The sequence below is a fragment of the Arthrobacter sp. FW306-2-2C-D06B genome (assembly GCF_021789175.1).
Taxonomy (GTDB): domain Bacteria; phylum Actinomycetota; class Actinomycetes; order Actinomycetales; family Micrococcaceae; genus Arthrobacter.
On record NZ_CP084560.1, the window covers coordinates 3,003,567 to 3,024,531 of the forward strand.

Here is a 20,965-nt window from a genome sequence, read left to right on the forward strand (position 1 = left end):
TTCCCGGATCGACTGGTTCAAACTCGAGGTTATCCCATGTCCCATAACTTATCATTGTTGGTCATGGGATCAACGGTTGACGCTCAATTGTGCGAAGAGCTCGGGCCCGCGCCGGTCAAGCCAGCGTCCGCCGATCCGGACTCCCGACACGAACAATGCCACCCCAAGAACCGTACCAAGTGCCAGATTGATCCATCCCCACAGTGGATCGCCCGTGACCGACTGGACAATCACGAGGACAAGCTCCGGAAGGACCAGGAGGAACAGCACCGCCATTCCCCCGAACTGGACCGCCAGTGTCTGGGCAACGTTTCCCGGCGGCTTCTTGAACGGACTGTCCCCGGGCAACGGCACCGTGGACGTGTACCGCGCCGACACGATGGAGGCCAAGCCCAGGCCCGTGAACAGCACGCCCAGGGAAAGCCCCAGGACACCGGGCAACCAGTCCCATTCGCCGGTCAGGAAAAAGGGCCCGACGGCGAAGATCAACACCACCGGGAGGGCGAAGGCCAGGCAGGCCAAGGCCCGGCCGAGCCGGTCATGAATGCCGCGGACGCCGGTGGCCAGATGCAAGGCAAATGCGGTGCTGTCGTAGGAAACATCCGCGGCAATGGACCATGCGAGGACAAAGGCAGACATGGGGCCCAGAATCACCAGCAGGGAGTAGCTTCCGGACTGCCCGGATTGGAACAGGAAAATCACGGGCAGCAACGGGACCACCATCAGCGAGGCTGCGTAGCGCGGATCGCGGATCCAGTAGCTGAGCGAGCGTGAGGCAATGGCACCGGTGGGAGTTGCCGGCAACAGTCCGAACAAGCCGAGTTTCCCGCCGCGTTTCCTTGATCCACCGGAATATGGCGGAGTGACCAGCGCCCGCTTGAGCAAGGCATTCCAGGAGGCAAACAACACAAGGAGGGTGGCGAGGGCGATCAATGCCTTCAGCCCGGCGGCGGCAACATCTCCGGACGCCAGATCCCCGCCAAGCGACCAGGAAGCTCCGAGTGGAGTCCACGAGACCGTCCGGGCAAGTTCCGGGAGGTAGCCCGTGGAACCGGACACTCCCCTGAAGACGCCGGCCACGATCGGTCCCATCAGCACGAGTGGCACAAAGACCACAATGCTGCTCACATCTTTGAAACGGCGGGAGGCCGCGAGGCTGGCAGTCGCCGTCGTGATGACCTTCGACAAGACCACGCAGCTCAGCACGCCCAGCACGGCACCGAGCAGGGCGCCGAGCACCGCCGGCACGCCACGCCACCATGTAGCCACGGTGAATAGCGCCACAATCGTCGTGGACAAGCCCGGCAATCCGATGAATCCGGCGAGGGCAAGCCCGGTCAGCAGCTGGCGCATCGGGATCGCCGACGTCGTGAAGCGGGAAGGGTCAAGCGTCATGTCAGCGGCCGAGGCCATCAGGGGAACGATTGCCCAGGCCAGGATCGCGGCGGCGCCACCGAGGACGACGGCGGTGTGGGCCGTCTCGGCGTCGGCCCACCGCAGGGCGACGAGCGTCACCACGAGGGTCGCGACGACTCCCAGCGCATAGAGCCCGCCGATCGCGATACCCACAAGCTGGCCCGGGCTGCGCCGGAAGCCGTTCCGCAGGAGCCGCCACTTCAGGCTCAGGAGGTGCGCAACCATTCCAGGCCCCCTGTCTGGTTTCCGCCGCCCACGAGCTGCACAAACCGGTCCTCGAGCGTGGCACCGTCACGGACCTCGTCGACGGTTCCGGCGGCGAGGACCCTGCCGGCAGCCACGACGGCTACGTGGTCGCACATGCGCTGCACAAGGTCCATGACGTGGCTCGAGACGATGACCGTCCCTCCCGAGGCCACATAGTTGTCAAGAATTCCCCGGATGTTGGCTGCCGAGACGGGATCCACGGACTCAAAGGGCTCGTCCAGCACCAGCAGCCTGGGCGCATGGATGAGCGCCGACGCGAGGGCAATCTTCTTTGTCATGCCGGCGGAGTAGTCAACTACGAGGGTGCCGGCGTCGCCGCTGAGATCCAGCGCGGCCATCAGCTCCCCCACTCTTTGGGCAACGACGTCCCTGTCCATGCCACGGAGCAAGCCGGCGTAGGTGACCAGCTGTTCACCCGTCAAGCGGTCGAAGAGACGGACGCCGTCGGGCAGTATCCCCATCAGTTTCTTGGCTTCGAGCGGCTTCGTCCACACATCCACGCCGTGGATGTAGGCCGTCCCGAAATCCGGCCGCAGGAGTCCGGTGGCCATGGACAACGTGGTGGTCTTGCCCGCCCCGTTGGGACCAACGACGCCGTAGAAGGAGCCGGCGGGGACATCCAGGCTGATGCCGTCGACGGCGATTTTGCCGCCGAAGCGTTTTGCCAGGCCGCGCAGGGCCAAGGCAGGCACCGGGGAGGTGGGAGGGGAACCGGGAAGCTGGACAGTCATGCAGCCAGCCTAGCCCCGGGGACGGTTCCAGGAGTCGTCCCGGAGGGGGAACTACCGGCCCCTTTTCCGGAGCAGCCTCATCCCAAAGGACGAGCTCCTAGAAGCTGTGCCGTGGAACCGCGCGCTGGTACTGCGGCGCCCAAGCCAAGGGGAAGCCGAGTTCAAAAGCCGCGCGAAGCCACCAGTGCGGATCGCGGAGGGCTGCCCGTGCCATGAATACGCCATCGGCTTGGCCGGTGGCCACCGTGTGTTCGGCCTGTCCCGAGGATGTCAGGAAGCCGACTGCGCCGGTGGGCACCCCCGCTTCGCGGCGGATCTGTTCCGAGAATCCCGCCTGGTATCCAGGACCCGCCTTGATCCGCTGGTGGGCCACCGCGCCGCCGCTGGAGACGTCCACCAAGTCCACGCCGTGCTCGGCCGCCGCCCGCGCAAGGCGCACGGAGGCGTCAATGTCTACGCCACCCTCGGCCCAATCACTGGCGGATATCCGCAGCAGCAACGGCATCGAATCGGGGATGACCGCACGGACGGCGTCGACGACCGCAAGCATCAAGCGGTTTCGTGCCGCCTCGCTGCCTCCCCAGGAATCGTCGCGCTTGTTGATCAAGGGGCTTTGGAATTGGTGCAGGAGGTAGCCATGCGCGCCGTGGATCTCCACCGTGTCGAACCCGGCGTGCACCGCCCGTGAGGCTGCCGCCGCGAAATCCGAAATCACGGCGTGGATGTCCCCATCGCTCATCGCAAGCGGAGTTGCAAGGCCGGCAAACGCCTCGTTACCCGGACCCCGCGCCACCCACCCGCCGTCGGACTCCGCGACGGATCCGCTCTCTTCGGCGAACGGCCAGTAGGTGGATGCCTTGCGGCCGGCGTGCGCCAACTGGACGCCGATCTTGCCGCCCACGGCACTGTTGCGATGGACGAAGTCCACGATCCGTTCCCAAGCGGCTGCCTGCTCGTCCGTGTACAGTCCGGCGTCCCGCGGGCTGATCCGCCCCTCGGGGTTGACGGCCGAGGCCTCGGTGAGGATGAGGGCCGCGCCGCCCGTGGCAAACGCTCCAAGATGCACCAGGTGCCAATCGTTGGGTACGCCGCCCCCGCCGTCGGGCGAGCAGCTGTACTGGCACATCGGGGAAACCCAGCCACGATGCGGCAAGGTCAAGGAGCGCAACTGAAGCGGGCTGAACAACGCCGGTTGCGTCATTAGAAGAGGACCCGCGCCAGACCTTGCCGGGCCTTGGCCACACGTTGGTCCGAAATGCCGACGACGTCGAACAGTTCCAGCAAGCGGACACGCGCCGCCTCACGCTCGGGACCGAAGTTGCGGCCGATGAACGCGATGATGCGGTTGAACGCGTCTTCGATGTGCCCACCCGAGATGTCTAGGTCGGCCACCGTGAGCTGTACTTCGATGTTGTCCGGCTCCTCCGCCGCCCGCTGACGCATGGCTTCGGCTTCCGTTGCCGTCAGGAGCTCGAGCCTGCCCATCAGTTCCACCTGGGCGAGCCCGGCCTTCGCCTCGGCATCAGCCGGTTTCTCAGCGAGCGCCTGGCGGTAGGCCGTGGCCGCGGCGGCGTAATCTCCGGCTTCAATGGCATCGAAGGCTGCCTGGTGCAGCGGAGGCAAAGGACGGGCCTCCGCAGCATCGGCGCCCGCGCCGATGCTGCCTGTCACTCCGTTGGCTTCGGCCACCTTGAGGAGTTCGTCGATGAGGGCACGGATTTCCTGGTCCGATGCGGGCCCCTCGAAGAGCGGCACGGGCTGGCCCTTCAAGACCGCGACGGCGGTGGGGATGGCCTGGACCTGGAATGCCTGCGCAAGCTGGGGGAACGCGTCAACATCCGCCGCAGCGAGCACGACTTTGCCGGCGTAGCCTTCGACGACGGCTTCGAGGCTGCGGAGGAGGGTCGAAGCCTCCAGGGAGCGGTTGGACCACAACAGGAACAGGACGGGAATCTGCGCGGACAGCTGGACGAGATCCTGGAAATTGGCCTCGGTGGCATCTACGCGAAGGGGCTGGCTGCCTCCGGGGCTTCCGCCGGACGCAGCCGGGGCACCATTCGGTGCCGCCGGCGCAGGGCGCCGCAATGCAGAGAGGTCGACGGCGCCGCGCAGGTTGAGCTGGCTGGCAGCGGCTGGAGAGACGGGACGGGATCCTGGCGAACTCATACCGTCCACTCTAGCCGCTGCGCCAACAGCATTTGCCTACTGGAAGCTGGCCCCCACCAGACCGCGGACCGCGGCAACGAGCTTCATGGGAGCAGTCGATCCTGCCGGTGGAATGTAAATGGCTACCGACTCCGAGAAGGTCTGCACGAGGCCGACTTTCGTGGAATCCCCGCCCGCGAGCACTGCCGCGGCTTTGTCCACGGTCAGCGTGTCGCCATCCGACTTGGGCTTGCTGGTGAAATCGAAGTTCAGCTTTCCCACCACCACGGCGCCGCCGTCGGACGTCCGGAACACTGCCGTATCCGTCGGAGAGGGCGTGTGCGTGAAGGTGAAATTGCCGTTGGTGCCGGACTTGACGGTGCTCGCCTGGTAGTCGAGGACATCGGCAATGTAGGGCGAATTGGTGCCTTCCACGAGCTTGTCCTTGAACGCCGAATCGGCCTTCGTCAAGCGATCGCCCAGGGCTGCCATCGCCTCGGTCCCGCTGTACTGCAGCCCGGGCTTGTCTCCGGCCGGCAACTGCGCGGTTCCGCCCAAGGGAATCGCCGGGAAGGACGTTCCCGGCTGAAGCGGGGAAGTGCTCTTCAGCTTGTAGTTTTCCCGCGGCGAGGCCTGCACGAGGGTCAGGACCTGGGGAACCACGTTGCCATCGCCCTGGGTCAGGGCGATCACTGTGCGTGGCCAGGTTCGCTGGGTGGAGATCACGCTGCCCAGCAGTTTGCTGGACCGGACGGGCATCCGCGCCTCGTGCGTGGCGACCTGGGACCGGATCTTGTAGTTCTGCGTGCGCACCTGCAGCTCCGTGCCGTCAACCCGGGGAGCGAGTTTGGAGGCATCGCGTGCGGCATCTCCGGCGGCCACTGCGCCGGCGACCTGGTCCAGGATGCGCTTGAGCTGCGCGTCCACCAAGACGGGGACGTTCTGCGCGCCGGCGGTCCCCGCGGGGCTCGGCGTCGCGGATCCGGAGGTCGGCGTCGCGGATCCGGAGGTCGGCGTCGCGGATCCGGAGGTCGGCGTCGCGGATCCGGGGCTCGGCGTCGCGGATCCGGAGGGAGAAGGAGTCTCGGCCGCTTGGGCGCCTGCCGCGGTGCCACCGACGAGGGCCGTTACAACGGCTGCAGCCACAAGCGAAATACGAAGTGCGGGACCCCCGGCTGTGCCTTTTTTGGTGTCCTCGGCAGGTGCTTCCCCGCCGATGATGTCCTTATCGGCGTCCTCGGCGGGGCCTTCGCCGTCGGCGTCCGGGTTGGTTCCGGCGGCTCCGCGGCCCCGCGGACCGTTGGGGCGGCCGCCGCGGCCCTTGGTGAACTTGCTGACGAACGGCAATGCTGCACCCGCGACGATGAGGATCGCGCCAATGACAATGAGCGGTACGGCCCACGGCATGGTGGCATCGTTGGCGAACGTGATGGAGACCGACGACGGCGCCGGCTTGGTTCCGTCGCTTGCCAGCAGGAGGGACCAATTGCCGCTCGCGGGAGGAGTAAAGGTGTAGTCCAGCTGTCCGTTGGCGTTTTCCGTTTGCACCCACAGGTCCGATCCGGCAGGCGACGGAGAACTTGCTTCGCCGTCGGCCCCGGCAACCTGAAGGGACTTGCCGTCCTCGGAGACGCCGGTGATGCTGTTGTGCGCAGTCTTGCCTACCCACGCATCGACGTCATCCGGACGTCCGACAGCCAACACGAACTTGCCATCGCCCTTGATGCTGATTTGTCTGGGACCGCCCTTGTGGGTCAACACATCTTGGGTTATCACGGTCAGCGGAGCAGCTTTGGAGTCGCCGGGGGCGGACGCGGTTACGGTCTCGGCCGGGGCCCAAAAGGTCAGCTGGCCAATGCCGGCCAACAGTGTCAGCAGGCCAAGCAGCACCAGCGAAACTGCAGTCTTCAATCGCACAGGAATACCAATCATCAGCGGTCGTTGAACTTCAAGGGTAACGGTTTTGTTACCAAGGAGTCAGTTCGGGGTCCTTCCGAAGGGCTTCCCGCCGCATGGCTCACCCCCTAGAATTCGCCAATTCCGGCCTGCTGATAGTGTGGCGAACAACATGACATCGGGCGCTCCTGGGGCCTGACCGCGGAACGAAAAGGCAGCTGAAGCACGTGAAAGAGCGCAAGGATCCCACTCCCGCCGAACAAGAACCCGGGACCAGCCCGGATGGCTTGGCTGATGGGTCTGCCCGGGATGGCAAAGATCACGGAGAGGGACTGATGGCGTCCTTCGTGCGCCGCCTACGCCAGCCCATTCCGGGTGCCCAACCGCGGCTCCGTTTCGAAATGCCTCCCGAGCTTGATCCCGATGCGACAATCGAGCCCGCCGAGGATGAACCCGACGGTCCGCGCTTCGGTTCCCCCGGCCCGAGGATGTCCTCGCAACATCCGCTGTATGTCGGCTTCATGGGCACGGCCGGCGTCGGCGTCGCCCTCATGCTGTATTACATCGGTACCAATACCGCCCAGCTGCTGTTGTGGATCGTCACGGCCCTGTTCATCGCCTTGGGACTGGACCCCGTAGTCCGCGGGCTTGAAGACCGCAAGGTTCCGCGCCCAGCCGGGGTCGTCATCGCCGTTGGAGTCCTCGTTGCCGGAGTCGCGGCGTTTTTCGCCACCCTGATCCCCACCATCGTGGAACAGGTCTCGCAGATCGTGCGGCAGGCTCCGGACTGGATCCGGGGCTTCGTGGATTCGGACTTCTTCCGCTCCCTGGACAGCCAATTCGGCGTCCGCGACAAGATCAGCCAGGAACTCGACAAGTTCGTCAAGAACCCGGACGCCATGGGCGGTATCTTCGGCGGCGTCGTCGGTTTCGGATCCACGGTAGCCAACGGCGTCTTCGGGACGCTGATCGTCTTGGTCCTCAGCCTCTACTTCCTCGGCGCCCTGCCCGCCATGAAGAGATGGGGATATCGGCTCGCGCCACGCTCACGCAGGCCCCGGGTGGAGGCGCTGTCCGAAGAAATCACACGCTCGGTGGGCAACTACGTGATCGGCCAGGTTTGCGTGGCCTTGCTTAACGCTTTGTTCGCCTTCATCGTCATGAGCATCCTCGGCATTCCGTTCAGCGTTCTGCTGGCCTTCGTGGTTGCCCTGCTTGCGTTCATCCCCTTGGTGGGCGGCATGATTGCCGCCGTGGTGGTCATCCTGGTAGCCCTGACCGCCGGCTGGCAGACCGCCGTGGTCTACGCCATCTGCTACTTCGCCTACCTACAGTTCGAGGCCTACTTCATCTCCCCGCGCATCATGCAGAAGGCCGTCGCCGTCCCCGGTGCTGTTGCCGTGATTTCGGTGATCGCGGGCGGCAGCCTACTGGGCGTGCTCGGCGCCTTGATCGCCATCCCGACGGCGGCAGCCATCATGCTGCTGCTCAAGGAAGTCTTCATCGCCCGGCAGGACCGCCACTAGGCCGTGACCATTTAGACGGGGGCCATTAGGCCGTGGCTACTGGACCTGTCCAGTGGCGCGGCAGGCCGTCCGGTCCTGCACCGGCTTCCGTCACGTCGTCCACGATCTCATCCAAGACCCGGGCGGCGTACTTCTCACCGACCCACAGGTGCTTCGCGCCGTCGATCCCCAAGACCCGGGCCTGGGGCACCAAACTGAATCGTTCGGCGGCCTCGGCGGGCTGAAGATAGTCGTCGTGTTCAGGAACCAGGACCGTCAGCGGCTTTCCTGAAGCAGCCCATTCCTTCAAGTGCACGTCTGTGGCCCGGTGCAGCGGCGGAGACAGCAGGATGGCGCCCTCCACTTGGGCAGCCACCGGCTCCACGGCACCGTACATCAAGGCCAGCTCGGTGCCGAAAGACCAGCCCACCAGCCAGCGGTTCGGAAGCCCGCGTTCCACCGCGAAGCGGACAGCGGCCTCGACGTCGTACCGCTCACCGATTCCTTCGTCGAAGTGCCCCTGGCTGGTGCCCCGGGGCGAATGCGTTCCCCGCGTGTTGAAGCGCAGGACCGCGACGCCGGCCAGCGCCGGAAGCCGATAGGACGCCTTCCGGTAGACGTGCGAATCCATGAACCCGCCGTGCGTAGGCAGGGGGTGCAGCGTAATAAGGGTCGCCGAGATCTCGCCCGATTCCGGCAGCGCCAGCTCACCCACCAGCAACTTGCCGTCTTCGGTGCGGAACTCCACGTTTTCGCGGTGCGCCGGCAAAACCGTGGATGCCCTGATGTCCGTGGCAGACTCCGGCTGGCTGAAAACGAGGGAAGCGGGATCGAAACTCATGTTTCCAAGCTTAAGTGCTCGGCGGCGGCCGCGTCGTCGTCGTGGTTTCCCCGCTTTTGGCCGCTACCGCAGCCCGGACTCCCGTCTTTCCGGGTATTCAGAACGGCACCCCGGCCAAAGGTGGGGAGATTCAGCGGGCCGTCTCAATCTACGAGGAGAGATCATCGCCACCCCCCAGCACACTCGCACCAGGAATTCCTCGGCCGCGTGCTGTGGTTCCTCTCGGGGCCCAAACGGGCCATCGCTGCGCAAACGGGCTGGTGACACCAGGATCCCGGCGTCACCAGCCCGTTTGCGTGTCAGGGACCCGATTGGGTGTCCAGCAGAGGTCCGACGGCTGGCCGTCTCAAGTGCTCAGCGGTACCTGTACGTCCGGCCCGTCCAGCAGTTGTTGTGCCAGTGGCGCCGTTCCGCCAAGCCTGCGGCATCGCCGAAGAGGTGCGTCTCGGACCACACCACCAAATGGGCAATTCCGGGCACGATGGCCATCGAACAACCGGGACATATATAGGTCTTCTCGGCATTCCGTGCGGTCATGGTCCGGACCATCCAGTCGCCGTCGGGGGCACTTTCCCTGCGGGCAATGCCCGAACGGGCGCGTTCCAGGTCCAGTTCCGGCGACTCGCCTGTCCGTTTCCAGCTTGCCTTGGCTGATTCGGTGCGTCGGGGGCGGTTGGAGCGGGGCATGACTCCATTCTGCCCCAGTCGCCAATGGCGCGCGGCAGAGGAAGCGGCAGAGGAAGTAAAGTGGAGCGGGTGCGACTCGTCATAGCCCGTTGTTCCGTAGATTACGTTGGCCGCCTCAAGGCCCACCTCCCGCTTGCCACCCGGCTTTTGCTCGTCAAGTCCGATGGTTCCGTGCTGGTCCATTCCGACGGCGGCTCCTACAAGCCACTCAACTGGATGAGCCCGCCCGCTACCTTGCGGGTGACCACACCGGAGGAAACCGAGGTCGAAGAAGGCGTGGTGGAGCACTGGACGGTGCAGTCGGCCAAGACCGATGACCGGCTCATCATCAACATCTACGAGCAACTCCACGACACGTCCCACGACCTCGGAACGGACCCCGGGCTCATCAAGGACGGCGTCGAAGCCGATCTGCAGCGACTGCTCGCCGAGCAGATCGAAACCCTTGGAGAAGGCTATTCGCTCATCCGGCGCGAGTACTTCACTGCCATCGGTCCGGTGGACATCCTCGCCCGCGACGGCGACGGCAGGACAGTCGCCGTGGAACTCAAACGGCGCGGCGACATCGACGGCGTCGAGCAGCTCACGCGCTACCTCGAACTACTCAACCGCGATCCACTCCTGGCGCCGGTGCGGGGCATTTTCGCCGCCCAGCAGATCAAGCCGCAGGCGAAGGTCCTTGCCAACGACCGCGGAATCGACTGCATCACCCTGGACTATGACGCGATGCGCGGCGTAGACGACAGCGAGTCGCGCCTGTTCTAGCGGCACTTGCCGTCATCCCGGGTAAACCGGGTCAGGCGCGGGCCCCGGCAACTAGAATCAAAACATGACTGTCCCAGACCGGCCTGTATCTTCTTCTGCGCCTGTGCGCCACCTGATTACCGGAACCATCGTCAGCGACGGTGCGGTGATCGAGGACGGCTTGGTCGCGGTGGAGGACGACCGCATCGCCTTCGCCGGGCCGGCCGCCGAATTCCACGAAGCAGCCTTCGAAGGGTTCGAGGAAACGCCCCGGACCGATTTTCCTGCTGAGCGGTACATCGTTCCCGGATTCGTGGATGTGCACTGCCACGGCGGCAACGGAGGCGACTTCCCCGGAGCCGATGAATCCTCGGCGCGCAAAGCCATCGATTTCCTGCACCGCTCCGGAACCACCACCCTCCTCGCCAGCATGGTCACGGCGCCCAAGGAAGACCTGCTCCGCGGCATCGAGCTGTTCGTACGTTTGGCCGATGAAGGACTCGTCGCGGGAATCCATCTGGAGGGGCCTTTCCTCTCCCATGCCCGCTGCGGTGCGCAGAACCCGGCTTATCTGCTGGAGCCGGACCTGGACCTCATGACCGAGCTCGTCGAAGCCGCTGCCGGCAAGCTGGCCACCATGACCTACGCCCCCGAGCTTCCCGGAGCCGCTGCACTCGTGGACCTGATGACGTTCCACGGAGTGACGCCGTCTCTCGGTCACACCGATTGCGACGACGCGACGGCGGCCGCCTCCCTCACTGCGGCGCGGGAGGGCTTGGAATCCGCTGGTTTCGACGGCGTCAGCTCATTGCCGACTGTCACGCACTTATTCAACGGCATGCCTCCCATGCACCACCGCTCCCCCGGGCCCGTGGCGGCCTCCCTTCGCACGGCCCAGGAGGGCAAGGCCGTGGTGGAACTGATAGCGGACGGCACCCACCTTGACCCGAGCACCGTCGTCACCGTTTTTCAGCTGGTAGGCGCTCCAAACGTCGTCCTCGTGACCGATTCAATGGCGGCGGCGGGACTCTCCGACGGAAACTACATGCTGGGCCCTTCGCCAGTGACCGTGACGGACGGCGTTGCCACGTTGGATGCCACGGGATCCATCGCCGGCGGCACTGCCACCATGCTCGACGTCGTCAGGCGCACCGTTGCTGCCGGCGTCGGGCTCGCCGACGCCGTTGCCTCGGCAACGGCGGTTCCCGCCGCGGTCCTGGGGCTCTCCGATGAACTCGGCGGCCTTCGCCGGGGCCTGAGGGCCGATCTCGTCGTCGTGGACAAGGAGCTACAACTCGCGGGTGTATTGCGCAATGGTGATTGGCTGGCTTAGGGGGTCGGCCGGCTTTCGCCGAATTTGCGGGCTCCCAATGCCGCCTACAGTGGCGGGAGCGCTTTCTTCCGTTACCTTCTTTTTACTTAAAATTTCTCGGAATTCCCCAGCAGACCGTTGACCTCCAGTTTCCGCCATGAAAGTGTTGTAGCAGTCTTTGTGTAGGTGTGATTCATGCTCGCAAGACGTGTTGCGAGCGTGAAGCTCCTGCGAAGCCAACCAAGCCTTGCTTGGACGGAAAACCAGGTCTTCTCGCGGAGTAACCAAGGCCGGCACGCGGTGTGCCGGACTTAAGAGTTCCACAATGAGGAGAAACAAAAATGGCACTGGGCACCGTCAAGTGGTTCAACGCTGAAAAGGGCTTCGGCTTCATTACCCCGGACGACGCTGAAGGCGACGTCTTTGTCCACTACTCCGAGATCCAGACCGGCGGATTCCGCACCCTCGACGAGAACCAGCGTGTTCAGTTCGAGATCGGTCAGGGCGCAAAGGGCCCGCAGGCCACCGGCGTCACCGCCGTCTAGTTTGACCGCTTGAATTCTGCTTTGCAGATTCAGGGAAGGGGTTCCGCGCAGGCCGCGGGACCCCTTTTCCGTTCCCAACTGACTCGCATTTGTTGTCGTTATGGCGCGTCAAAACGACAACAACTGCGAGCTAGTTGGGTTTCAGGCAACGAGTGTGCGGAGAAGCCTGGCGGTTTGCCGGACGGACAGCCCCGGCAAGTATGCCCGGCTTAGCGCGGCGCCGATCGCGGGAATCTCCAGGCTGTCTTGGTAGTACATATATAAAGTCCTGTACTCCGGCTGGAACTTCGATTTGAAGCGGGCCAAAGAGCGGAATCCGTAAACTGGCTCCAAGGTCCTGCCAACGAGGTCGAGAATGCCCTCCAAGCCGGCTTCCCCGCCGGAGAATTCCTCGGTCTCCCCGGCCAAAGGCGAGCCCGAGAGGGAAATGACCTCCACTCCCTGTCGCAACTCGTAGACCGCCGAGGCAATCATGAATTCCATGATGCCGGGGAAGGCGTCGCTGCGTCGGCGCATGAAGTCCAATGTCCAACTGATCACTTGGCCGTCACGGAACACCGGAAGCCAGCTGGTGACACCGTAGACAAACCCTTTGCCGTCGACGGCTATGCAGCAAAGCACCTCATCGTCCATCAGCTCGTCGAGGGAACCCAAGGTAAAGCCCATTTCAGGAACCTTTTTCCTGGCCGCCCACTCTTCCGACACTTCACCGAGTTGGGAGCGTATGTGTTGCGGGAACTCCCAATAGCGCCCCCACCGGGCTTCAATCCCGGCCTTCAGTGCACGGTTCTTGGCCGTGCGGACGTTTTGCCACGCTTTGCCCGTGAACTCAAGGTCGCGGATGGATATCCGGGTTTCCTGGGCGACCGCAATTCGGCGAAATCCCGTGGATCGGAGCATCGGCCACAATTCCTCAGTGCAGGAATAGAGGCACGGCACCAATGCATGGTGTGCGCAGTAGTCCAGGAATCCCTCGGTCGCGGCAGTGGCTTGTGCGGGATCACCGAACGGACCGGCGAGGGTGAGTGCGACGTTTCCGTGCTGCTGGTAGGCAACACCGGCGTCCATTCCGGGAGTGAACCAGAACTTGTTCGGCTCCCATAACGCCATCCACGACAGGGACTCCCCGCCGCGCTTGACCAAATCCCTGGCCGCCAACCGAGCCGGATCGTCACCGCCGGGGCCGTGCTGCCGTTTGAGAAGGAGCGTCCACACCGCGCCCATGGCCACAAGCCAGAAGATAATCCCCGACCACGCGAACAATATCGACTCGGCGGCGCTTCGCTCTGCGAACACGCGGCCGAAAGCCGTGGGTATGGGCAAGGGAAGATACTGTCGGGCGAGTTCCGCAATGAGGCCCAGGAGGCCGCCGTCATGCTCCAAACCGCCCGAGCCGAGCCAGGCCCCGGTGTAGCCACTCGCCAAAACGAGCCACGTACCACCAACCAGCCAGGCCATCTTCCGGCGGAGCGGCGCCCTCGATCCCACCACAAAGTTGCCCCGGAACAGGAAAAGCAGAACTGCCAGGATCAGAGGAACCAGGGCGAGGGTCAGGAGATGGAACACCGCGGAACCCATGACGACGGTACGGCCCCGTCCTGGAAAATGCGGAATGCTGGCAAACAGCACCAGGTAGGCAAAGGACAGCGCCACCACGCCAAGTTGCACGCCTATGGCGATTTTCAGGGCCAAGCGCCTTCCTTGGCGCATGCCCACCGCACAGATCAGGAGAAGCAACGCGGGTACAACCGCGAGGGCGACGCCGGCGGGCCCGGGATAGCCCTGGCGTCCAAGTTGAAGGCAGTTGATGTCCACGGTTCCACCGCAGTTCGCCTGCAATTGGTTGAGCGTGGGAACAGGGTTCAGGACCATTTCGCGGAGCAACGCCAGCGGCCCCGCGGGGCTCCTCACCGCACCCGCCACCAAGGGCCCGACGCCGAAAATCGCCACCATGAGGGACAGCAGGTTTCGCGTTTCACGCCTGGTCGCCCGGTGGCTCGGCTGGATTCCGTGGTCGAGCTGGAGCCACAGACCGGCCCCCAGGCCGAGCACCGAACCAGTCAGGGCCATGACAGCCGAGGGGTCGCCAACGTACAGGACCAAGAGAAGCGCCACGGACACGACGGTCGCCCTCAGGCGCCGACGCCACAGAGTCGGTAGAAGGCCACTGGCCGCCATCGAGACGAAGAGGGTCGCCGGAAGGGGCCCGGAGGTCCTTGCATCCATCATCCGGCCCAGCCAGCCGTCGTCGGCATAGGCTGCCAACTGGACCACCAGCAAAAAGGCGGTGACCGTGGCAAACTGCCCGCCAAAGAAGCCCGCCGCTGTGCGGAACCACCCCAGTTTGCGCTCTGAAGAACCCAGCAACACGACCAACAACAACGAGCACATGACGTAGTCGAAAGGGTTGGCGGCAAAAGACATCGAGGTCCAGATGGACCACCAGTCCCCCGACTTCAGTCCTCCACCGCTCACGCTCGAAAGATGCCGCAACACGTCAGGGCCGTACCCGAGATCGGAGTCGAAGATCGCCGGAGTGAGAAGGTACAGCGCGAGCACAATCACTGTGAAGGGGATCGCGCCAATATGGGCGGCCACGTTGCCCAGGATCGCCCGGGCCAGGGTGGCCACCATCTTCCGGGCTGGCCTGACATCTTCGGCGTCAACCGCCTGGTCCTTGGGCAATTGGGCTTCCTGGGTACTCACTGGACCAGTCCCCACCGGGGCGCTAGGAATTCCATTGCCGAAGGAAGCTCTTGCACCGCCACGGCCCACGAATGGCCCGCTCCGGAAACTGGAGCATGCCTGACATCGAACCCGGAAGTGGTGGCGGCTGCCGCCAGCTCGGCGGCGTATCGGACGAATTCGCCGTCCGCGGCCCCGACGGCGAGGAAGCCTGCATGGCCGTCGTAGCGTCGCTGTTTCATCAGGTTCAACGGCGTGAGCGCGTCGAAGGCGGCAGAGTCCCCGCCAAATGCGGTCTGGATGGTCCGCTGGCGATCAGGGCCAAGTGATGGCTCCCGCTCTCCCGAGAAGGCGATGAAGGAAGGGAAGATTTCCGGATGCAGCGTGGTCATCTGAACGGCACAGGTTGCACCGAAGGAGAACCCGCCGACCGCCCACTTCCTTGGGTCCGCGGAAACCTCGAGCGTCGAGTTGATCCAGCGCGGAACGTCGATCGCGAGGTAAGTGTCGGCACGCGCGATCCGGCTATCCATGCACATGGTGTTTGCGGTATCTGACCCGTTTGGATCGACCACGACGACGACGGGCGCCACGCCTCCGTGCCGGGCGGCGAAGGTATTCATGGCCGGTTCAAGCAGGCCTCCGGTCAGCCAATCGGCGGGACGTCCGGGCTGGCCGGCAAACAGGACAAGCACGGGAAGTCGGCTGCGATCAGCGGCTTGGTATGCCGGTGGTAGATAAATGAAAGCGTCCTGGGCCTTGAAACCGGATTCGATTCCGGGAATCGATGCCCTGCGGACTATTCCCCCGTCAGGCAGTGACACCGGCAGAGTTCGGGAAGAACCCCTTTTGAACCCCTCCTCAAGCTGCGGGATCCGTCCCACGTTGTGGCCGAAGAGATCAGCGGCCGTGTGGTTAAGCCCGAAGTAGCTGTTGATCTGCAGGGCAGCGAGGAGCAGCACCGCGACGAACGAGACCCCTGCGACGCTCCTGCCGCGCCATGAGGCACCAGGGAGCCGAAAAATGAAGAGGGCCAATGCGGAGAAGGCAAGTGTCGACCAGGCGAGCACATCGAAGGGGAGATCCTCCGGGAATACGGTCAGGACGTTGACGAGCAGCCAATGGATGACCGAGACAACCCCACTTGCGACGGCAAGCGACACAAATATGGAGAGCAACCAGCGACGGTCTCGTCGCAGGAGCAGGAGGAATGCGCTCCCGGCAATTCCAGCGCCAAGGATGGTCCAATAGAACGGACCGTCAACAAGGCTTAGGTTGTACAGGAATTCCACTGTCCTCAGCGCCAGGTGCCGACGCCCACCACAGGGCCGGCCTCCAGCCAGGACGACAACCCGGCGTAGGCATCAAATCTCATTGCCAGCATGAACGACTGGCCTTCATGCTGGAGTTCGACTACCACCACCCCGGGCTGAAGTCTTGTCCGTTCTTCCTCCGTGGGCTTCCGACGACCCATGAGCTCCAAGGAGCTGCGGCGGAAGCTGTGTTTCGGGCGGAAGCTGAGCGAAAGGAGGCGGAACCACTCAAGCTCCGAGTCCTGATAACGACAAACCCCCATCCGCCAGCTGTTTCCAGCCATGCAAATGGAGGCGTCGACTGTGCCCAGGGCGCGCCGCAAATTGAAGCGGCGCACCCCGACGAGGCACAGTGTAAAAACCAGCAACGTAAACGCCGTTGCCAAGGCGATGAACGGAATAGCAGAATCGTCCATCAAGGTCTTGCTATCGGATCCCCGCAGTAGCTGAATCGCCCAGCTGGGCGTTGTCAGCGACGATCACCACGCGGTTGTTGTCGACGGAGAAGAATCCGCCGTCCACAACTACTGCAAGGCGGTCTCCGGTAACCGGCTCGATGGCCAGCTCGCCCGCGGCCAGAATGGCGAGGAGCGGCGAGTGGCCCGGCAGGATCCCGATTTCACCATCGCTGGTGCGGGCCTTGACCATCTTGGCCGCACCGGACCACACAAAGTGGTCCGCTGCGACAATCTCAACCTCGAGCTCAGCCATGCTACTTGGTCTGTTCCTGGATCTTGGCCCACTGGCGCTCGACGTCATCCAAGCCGCCGACGTTGAAGAACGCCTGCTCTGCGATGTGGTCCAGCTCGCCGTCGCAAATCGCCGTGAAGCCTTCCACGGTGTCCTTGATGGACACGGTGGAACCCTCGACGCCGGTGAACTGCTTGGCGGTGTAGGTGTTCTGGGACAGGAACTGCTGGATGCGGCGTGCACGCGACACGACGATCTTGTCTTCTTCGGACAGTTCGTCAACGCCGAGGATGGCGATGATGTCCTGGAGTTCCTTGTTCTTCTGCAGGATCTGCTTCACACGGACGGCCGTGTTGTAGTGGTCCTTGCCGATGTACTGCGGGTCCAGGATGCGGGACGTCGACGTCAGCGGGTCAACGGCCGGGTACAGACCACGGGAGGCGATTTCACGGGAAAGTTCCGTGGTCGCGTCGAGGTGAGCGAAGGTCGTTGCCGGAGCCGGGTCGGTGTAGTCGTCAGCAGGCACGTAGATGGCCTGCATCGACGTGATCGAGTGGCCCTTGGTCGAGGTGATGCGCTCCTGCAGGAGGCCCATCTCGTCGGCAAGGTTCGGCTGGTAACCAACTGCGGACGGCATGCGGCCGAGCAGGGTGGAGACCTCGGAACCGGCCTGGGTGAAGCGGAAGATGTTGTCGATGAAGAGCAACACGTCCTGGTTCTGCACATCGCGGAAGTACTCCGCCATGGTCAGGGCGGACAGTGCCACACGCAGACGCGTTCCCGGCGGTTCGTCCATCTGGCCGAATACAAGGGCGGTGTCCTTGAGGACGCCTGCCTCTTCCATTTCAACCCAGAGGTCGTTGCCCTCACGAGTACGCTCGCCGACACCGGCGAATACCGAAGTACCACCGAAGTTGCGGGCGACGCGGGTGATCATTTCCTGGATCAGAACGGTCTTGCCGACACCGGCGCCACCGAACAGACCGATCTTTCCACCCTTGATGTACGGGGTGAGAAGGTCGATGACCTTGATGCCGGTCTCGAGCATCTCCGTGGAGCCCTCGAGGGATGCGAAGGCCGGAGCCTTGCGGTGGATCGGCCAGTAAGCGTCCGCATTGATCTCGGACTCGTCAACATCCAGCGGCTTTCCGAGGACGTTGAAGATGTGGCCCTTGACGCCGTCGCCGACAGGCACGGAGATCGGGGAGCCGGAGTCCTGCACGGAGGTGCCGCGGACGAGTCCGTCGGTGGCCTGCAGGGAGATGGCACGGACGAGGTTGTCACCCAGGTGCTGGGAGGTCTCGAACGTGATGGTCTTGGTCTCACCGTTGAGGGTTACCTCGGTGGTGAGTGCGTTGTAGATCGACGGGATTGCGTCAGCCGGAAATTCGACGTCGACAACCGGGCCGATGACGCGGGCAATGCGGCCGGTGGCGCCGGCCGTTGCGGCTGCGTGCTCGGTAGCGGTGGCAGTCATCTCTCTCACTTCACTCAGTAGATGGCGTGGGGTTAAGTTTATCTATTTGGTGCAGGTGCAGCTTGCGCCGAACCATGCACCGGCAACTACGCGCTCAGGGCGTCGGCGCCGGCCACGATTTCGGAAAGCTCCTGCGTGATCTCAGCCTGGCGGGCCGTGTTGCGCAGACGCGTGTACTTCTTGATCAATTCGGTCGCGTTGTCACCTGCCGACTTCATGGCGCGCTGACGGGCGGCGAGCTCGGAAGCTGCTGCCTGCAACATTGCCGCGAAGATGCGGGACTCGATGTAACGCGGAAGCAGTGCGTCAAGCACCTGCTCCGATTCCGGTTCGAACTCGTACAGCGGCAAAAGCTCGGACTCAGTGACCGCTTGCTCTTCAACTTCGAGAGGCAGCAGACGGACAACCGTGGGCTCCTGCGTCACCATCGACTTGAAGCGGGTGTAAACGACGTGGATTTCATCCACGCCACCCTCAGCGAAATCGTTGGCGAACTCTTCGAGAAGAGCGGCGCCGACCTCCTTGGCGGTCTCGAATTCCGGTGCGTCGGTTCCGCCGGTCCACACGCGGGAGTACGAACGGCTCCGGAAGTCGAAGTATGCCTGGGCCTTGCGGCCGACCAGGTAAGTCTTGACTTCCTTGCCCTCTGCCCGGAGAAGCTCGTTGAGACCTTCAGCCTTCTTGAGCACGCTCGCGGAGTAAGAACCAGCCAGGCCACGGTCCGAGGTGATAACCAGGACTGCGGCACGGCGGATCTGCTCCGGCTCGGTGACTAGCGGGTGATCGATTTCGCTCTGGCTTGCGACAGCAGAAACAGCACGGGTAATCGCGTTTGCGTAGGGCGTCGAAGCTGCAACGCGGGCGCGGGCCTTACCGATGCGCGAGGTAGCGATCAGTTCCATCGCCTTGAAGATCTTGCGCATCGACGTCGTCGAGCTGATCTTCTGGCGGTAGACCCGGATCTGGGCTCCCATACATTTCCTTTCCTAAGATCCCGATGGATCAGCGGCTAAGGCTTTGGCGAAGGTCCCGGGCCTGCGGAGTCCGCAGGCCCGGGAACCAATGCTCTAGCGCTTCTGCTTGACGATCTTTTCCTGGTCGACTTCGCCGCCGGAAATAGCTTCGTGCTCTTCGTGGCCGGCACCAACCAAGCGGTTGTCACCTTCTCCGAAGAAGCCCTTCTTGAAGTCGATGATCGACGACTTCAGCGCTTCAGCGGTGTCGTCATCCAGGACGTTGGTCTGCGCCAGCGTGGTCAGGATGGAGGACTTGTGCTTGAGGTGCTCCAGGAACTCGGACTCGAAACGGCTGACATCCTCAACCGGAACATCGTCCAAGTAGCCCTTCGTACCGGCCCAGATGGATACAACCTGGTCCTCGACCGGGAACGGCGAGTACTGGCCCTGCTTGAGCAGTTCCATCAGGCGGGCGCCACGAGTCAGCTGCTGGCGTGAAGCCGCGTCGAGGTCGGACGCGAACATCGCGAACGCCTGCATGTCGCGGTACTGCGCCAGGTCCAGCTTCAAGGTACCGGAGACCTTCTTCATGGACTTGACCTGTGCCGCACCACCAACACGGGACACGGACACACCGACGTCAACAGCGGGACGCTGGTTGGCGTTGAAGAGGTCCGACTGCAGGAAGATCTGGCCGTCGGTGATGGAGATGACGTTGGTCGGGATGTAGGCCGAAACGTCGTTCGCCTTTGTTTCGACGATCGGAAGACCGGTCATCGAGCCTGCGCCCAGCTCGTCGGAGAGCTTGGCACAACGCTCCAGCAGGCGGGAGTGCAAGTAGAAAACGTCACCCGGGTACGCTTCGCGTCCCGGCGGGCGGCGGAGCAGCAGCGATACTGCACGGTAGGCTTCGGCCTGCTTCGACAGATCATCGAAGATCACCAGGACGTGCTTGCCGCCGTACATCCAGTGCTGGCCGATGGCCGAGCCGGCGTACGGAGCCAAGTACTTGAAGCCGGCGGGGTCGGATGCCGGGGAAGCCACGATGGTGGTGTATTCCAGCGCGCCGTGGTCTTCCAGAGTCTGGCGGACAGCGGCAATGGTGGAAGCCTTCTGGCCGACACCGACGTAAACGCAGCGCACCTGCTTGGTGACATCGCCCGAAGCCCAGTTGGCCTTCTGGTTGATGATGGTGTCCACCGCGATGGCAGTCTTGCCGGTCTGGCGGTCACCGATGATCAGCTGGCGCTGGCCACGGCCGATCGGAATCATGGCGTCGATAGCCTTGAGACCGGTCTGCATGGGCTCGTGGACCGACTTACGCTGGGTCACGCCCGGAGCCTGAAGTTCCAGTGCACGGGTGGTCTCGGCCTTGATCTCGCCGAGGTCGTCAATCGGCATGCCCAGTGGGTCGACTACGCGGCCCAGGAAGGCGTCGCCTACCGGGACGGACAGGATTTCACCGGTGCGGTGGACTTCCTGGCCTTCTTCGATGCCGGTGAAGTCACCGAGGATGATGACGCCGATTTCGCGGACGTCGAGGTTCTGGGCCAAGCCCAGGGTGCCGTCTTCGAAGCGAAGCAGCTCGTTCGCCATGACCGAGGGAAGGCCCTCAACACGGGCGATGCCGTCACTTGCGGCGGTCACGCGGCCGACCTCTACGCGCTCTGCGTTTCCGGGTTCGTAGGACGCCGCGAACTCGTTCAACGCATTACGGACGTCGTCGGCGTTGATGGTCAATTCGGCCATCTGCAG

Annotated in this window: 18 protein-coding genes; 4 read left to right on the forward strand and 14 right to left on the reverse strand. The window is 63.9% G+C overall.

From position 1 onward, the window contains the following. Positions 1–69: 69 nt before the first annotated feature. The 5 genes from LFT47_RS14015 to LFT47_RS14035 form a co-directional block, all read right to left on the reverse strand. Entirely contained in the window at positions 70–1,641 is a 1,572-nt protein-coding gene (locus LFT47_RS14015) for a transporter (RefSeq protein ID WP_236811698.1), read from the reverse strand. Continuing rightward, entirely contained in the window at positions 1,623–2,414 is a 792-nt protein-coding gene (locus LFT47_RS14020; protein WP_236811699.1) for an ABC transporter ATP-binding protein, read from the reverse strand. Before LFT47_RS14020 ends, LFT47_RS14015 begins: the two co-directional genes overlap by 19 nt. A 97-nt stretch (positions 2,415–2,511) precedes the next feature. Next, complete coding sequence (locus LFT47_RS14025; RefSeq protein WP_236811701.1) at positions 2,512–3,615, reverse strand: NADH:flavin oxidoreductase/NADH oxidase; 1,104 nt, start codon at positions 3,613–3,615, stop codon at positions 2,512–2,514. Beyond that, positions 3,615–4,580: a tetratricopeptide repeat protein gene (locus LFT47_RS14030; protein WP_236811704.1), complete on the reverse strand. Its 966-nt coding sequence runs from the start codon at positions 4,578–4,580 to the stop codon at positions 3,615–3,617. Before LFT47_RS14030 ends, LFT47_RS14025 begins: the two co-directional genes overlap by 1 nt. Positions 4,581–4,616: 36 nt before the next feature. Beyond that, positions 4,617–6,491 carry a hypothetical protein gene (locus tag LFT47_RS14035; RefSeq protein ID WP_236811705.1) on the reverse strand — a complete coding sequence of 625 codons (1,875 nt, stop codon included), beginning with the start codon at positions 6,489–6,491 and terminating at the stop codon, positions 4,617–4,619. Positions 6,492–6,790: 299 nt separating this feature from the next. Here LFT47_RS14035 and LFT47_RS14040 point away from each other — a divergent pair, with 299 nt between their 5' ends. Beyond that, on the forward strand, positions 6,791–7,981 hold the full coding sequence (locus LFT47_RS14040) for an AI-2E family transporter (protein WP_442863471.1): 1,191 nt from the start codon (positions 6,791–6,793) through the stop codon (positions 7,979–7,981). Between the two features lie 25 nt (positions 7,982–8,006). On the opposite strand, the gene LFT47_RS14045 is transcribed toward LFT47_RS14040, so the two are convergent. After that, positions 8,007–8,801 carry an alpha/beta hydrolase gene (locus LFT47_RS14045; protein ID WP_236811707.1) on the reverse strand — a complete coding sequence of 265 codons (795 nt, stop codon included), beginning with the start codon at positions 8,799–8,801 and terminating at the stop codon, positions 8,007–8,009. 354 nt (positions 8,802–9,155) lie between these two features. Continuing rightward, the gene (locus LFT47_RS14050) at positions 9,156–9,488 is read right to left on the reverse strand and encodes an ATP/GTP-binding protein (RefSeq protein ID WP_236811708.1); all 333 of its coding nucleotides are present in this window, start codon (positions 9,486–9,488) and stop codon (positions 9,156–9,158) included. A gap of 69 nt (positions 9,489–9,557) precedes the next feature. Here LFT47_RS14050 and nucS point away from each other — a divergent pair, with 69 nt between their 5' ends. The 3 genes from nucS (at position 9,558) to LFT47_RS14065 (ending at position 12,089) form a co-directional block, all read left to right on the forward strand. Beyond that, positions 9,558–10,253 (forward strand): endonuclease NucS, encoded by a 696-nt coding sequence (gene nucS / locus LFT47_RS14055; RefSeq protein ID WP_236811709.1) that lies wholly within the window; start codon positions 9,558–9,560, stop codon positions 10,251–10,253. Positions 10,254–10,317: 64 nt separating this feature from the next. Beyond that, positions 10,318–11,565 (forward strand): N-acetylglucosamine-6-phosphate deacetylase, encoded by a 1,248-nt coding sequence (nagA, locus tag LFT47_RS14060; RefSeq protein WP_236811711.1) that lies wholly within the window; start codon positions 10,318–10,320, stop codon positions 11,563–11,565. Positions 11,566–11,885: 320 nt separating this feature from the next. Further along, complete coding sequence (locus LFT47_RS14065) at positions 11,886–12,089, forward strand: cold-shock protein (RefSeq protein ID WP_028264741.1); 204 nt, start codon at positions 11,886–11,888, stop codon at positions 12,087–12,089. A gap of 141 nt (positions 12,090–12,230) precedes the next feature. On the opposite strand, the gene LFT47_RS14070 is transcribed toward LFT47_RS14065, so the two are convergent. The 7 genes from LFT47_RS14070 to atpA form a co-directional block, all read right to left on the reverse strand. Further along, positions 12,231–14,723, reverse strand: coding sequence for a bifunctional lysylphosphatidylglycerol flippase/synthetase MprF (locus LFT47_RS14070; protein WP_236818594.1), 2,493 nt, complete (start codon positions 14,721–14,723; stop codon positions 12,231–12,233). A gap of 68 nt (positions 14,724–14,791) precedes the next feature. Continuing rightward, a complete protein-coding gene (locus LFT47_RS14075; protein ID WP_236811713.1) occupies positions 14,792–16,066 on the reverse strand; it encodes an alpha/beta hydrolase in 1,275 nt (424 codons plus the stop codon). Between the two features lie 5 nt (positions 16,067–16,071). After that, positions 16,072–16,503, reverse strand: a complete 432-nt coding sequence (locus LFT47_RS14080; protein WP_236811716.1) for a DUF2550 domain-containing protein — start codon at positions 16,501–16,503, stop codon at positions 16,072–16,074. A 10-nt stretch (positions 16,504–16,513) separates the two neighbouring features. Then, positions 16,514–16,798 (reverse strand): F0F1 ATP synthase subunit epsilon, encoded by a 285-nt coding sequence (locus tag LFT47_RS14085; RefSeq protein WP_059387616.1) that lies wholly within the window; start codon positions 16,796–16,798, stop codon positions 16,514–16,516. Between the two features lies 1 nt (position 16,799). After that, positions 16,800–18,254 carry a F0F1 ATP synthase subunit beta gene (gene atpD / locus LFT47_RS14090; RefSeq protein ID WP_059387615.1) on the reverse strand — a complete coding sequence of 485 codons (1,455 nt, stop codon included), beginning with the start codon at positions 18,252–18,254 and terminating at the stop codon, positions 16,800–16,802. Between the two features lie 86 nt (positions 18,255–18,340). Next, a complete protein-coding gene (locus LFT47_RS14095) occupies positions 18,341–19,228 on the reverse strand; it encodes a F0F1 ATP synthase subunit gamma (RefSeq protein WP_236811718.1) in 888 nt (295 codons plus the stop codon). 93 nt (positions 19,229–19,321) lie between these two features. Then, complete coding sequence (atpA, locus tag LFT47_RS14100; RefSeq protein WP_234748626.1) at positions 19,322–20,959, reverse strand: F0F1 ATP synthase subunit alpha; 1,638 nt, start codon at positions 20,957–20,959, stop codon at positions 19,322–19,324. Between the last annotated feature and the right edge of the window lie 6 nt (positions 20,960–20,965).

What these genes read in the sequence shown, in the direction of transcription:
- LFT47_RS14015 (WP_236811698.1), bottom strand. Translation starts at nt 1,641, where the DNA reads ATGGTTGCGCACCTCCTGAGCCTGAAGTGGCGGCTCCTGCGGAACGGC.
- LFT47_RS14020 (WP_236811699.1), bottom strand. Translation starts at nt 2,414, where the DNA reads ATGACTGTCCAGCTTCCCGGTTCCCCTCCCACCTCCCCGGTGCCTGCC.
- LFT47_RS14025 (WP_236811701.1), bottom strand. Translation starts at nt 3,615, where the DNA reads ATGACGCAACCGGCGTTGTTCAGCCCGCTTCAGTTGCGCTCCTTGACC.
- LFT47_RS14030 (WP_236811704.1), bottom strand. Translation starts at nt 4,580, where the DNA reads ATGAGTTCGCCAGGATCCCGTCCCGTCTCTCCAGCCGCTGCCAGCCAG.
- LFT47_RS14035 (WP_236811705.1), bottom strand. Translation starts at nt 6,491, where the DNA reads ATGATTGGTATTCCTGTGCGATTGAAGACTGCAGTTTCGCTGGTGCTG.
- LFT47_RS14040 (WP_442863471.1), top strand. Translation starts at nt 6,791, where the DNA reads ATGGCGTCCTTCGTGCGCCGCCTACGCCAGCCCATTCCGGGTGCCCAA.
- LFT47_RS14045 (WP_236811707.1), bottom strand. Translation starts at nt 8,801, where the DNA reads ATGAGTTTCGATCCCGCTTCCCTCGTTTTCAGCCAGCCGGAGTCTGCC.
- LFT47_RS14050 (WP_236811708.1), bottom strand. Translation starts at nt 9,488, where the DNA reads ATGCCCCGCTCCAACCGCCCCCGACGCACCGAATCAGCCAAGGCAAGC.
- nagA (WP_236811711.1), top strand. Translation starts at nt 10,318, where the DNA reads ATGACTGTCCCAGACCGGCCTGTATCTTCTTCTGCGCCTGTGCGCCAC.
- LFT47_RS14065 (WP_028264741.1), top strand. Translation starts at nt 11,886, where the DNA reads ATGGCACTGGGCACCGTCAAGTGGTTCAACGCTGAAAAGGGCTTCGGC.
- LFT47_RS14070 (WP_236818594.1), bottom strand. Translation starts at nt 14,723, where the DNA reads ATGGTGGCCACCCTGGCCCGGGCGATCCTGGGCAACGTGGCCGCCCAT.
- LFT47_RS14080 (WP_236811716.1), bottom strand. Translation starts at nt 16,503, where the DNA reads ATGGACGATTCTGCTATTCCGTTCATCGCCTTGGCAACGGCGTTTACG.
- LFT47_RS14085 (WP_059387616.1), bottom strand. Translation starts at nt 16,798, where the DNA reads ATGGCTGAGCTCGAGGTTGAGATTGTCGCAGCGGACCACTTTGTGTGG.
- atpD (WP_059387615.1), bottom strand. Translation starts at nt 18,254, where the DNA reads ATGACTGCCACCGCTACCGAGCACGCAGCCGCAACGGCCGGCGCCACC.
- LFT47_RS14095 (WP_236811718.1), bottom strand. Translation starts at nt 19,228, where the DNA reads ATGGGAGCCCAGATCCGGGTCTACCGCCAGAAGATCAGCTCGACGACG.
- atpA (WP_234748626.1), bottom strand. Translation starts at nt 20,959, where the DNA reads ATGGCCGAATTGACCATCAACGCCGACGACGTCCGTAATGCGTTGAAC.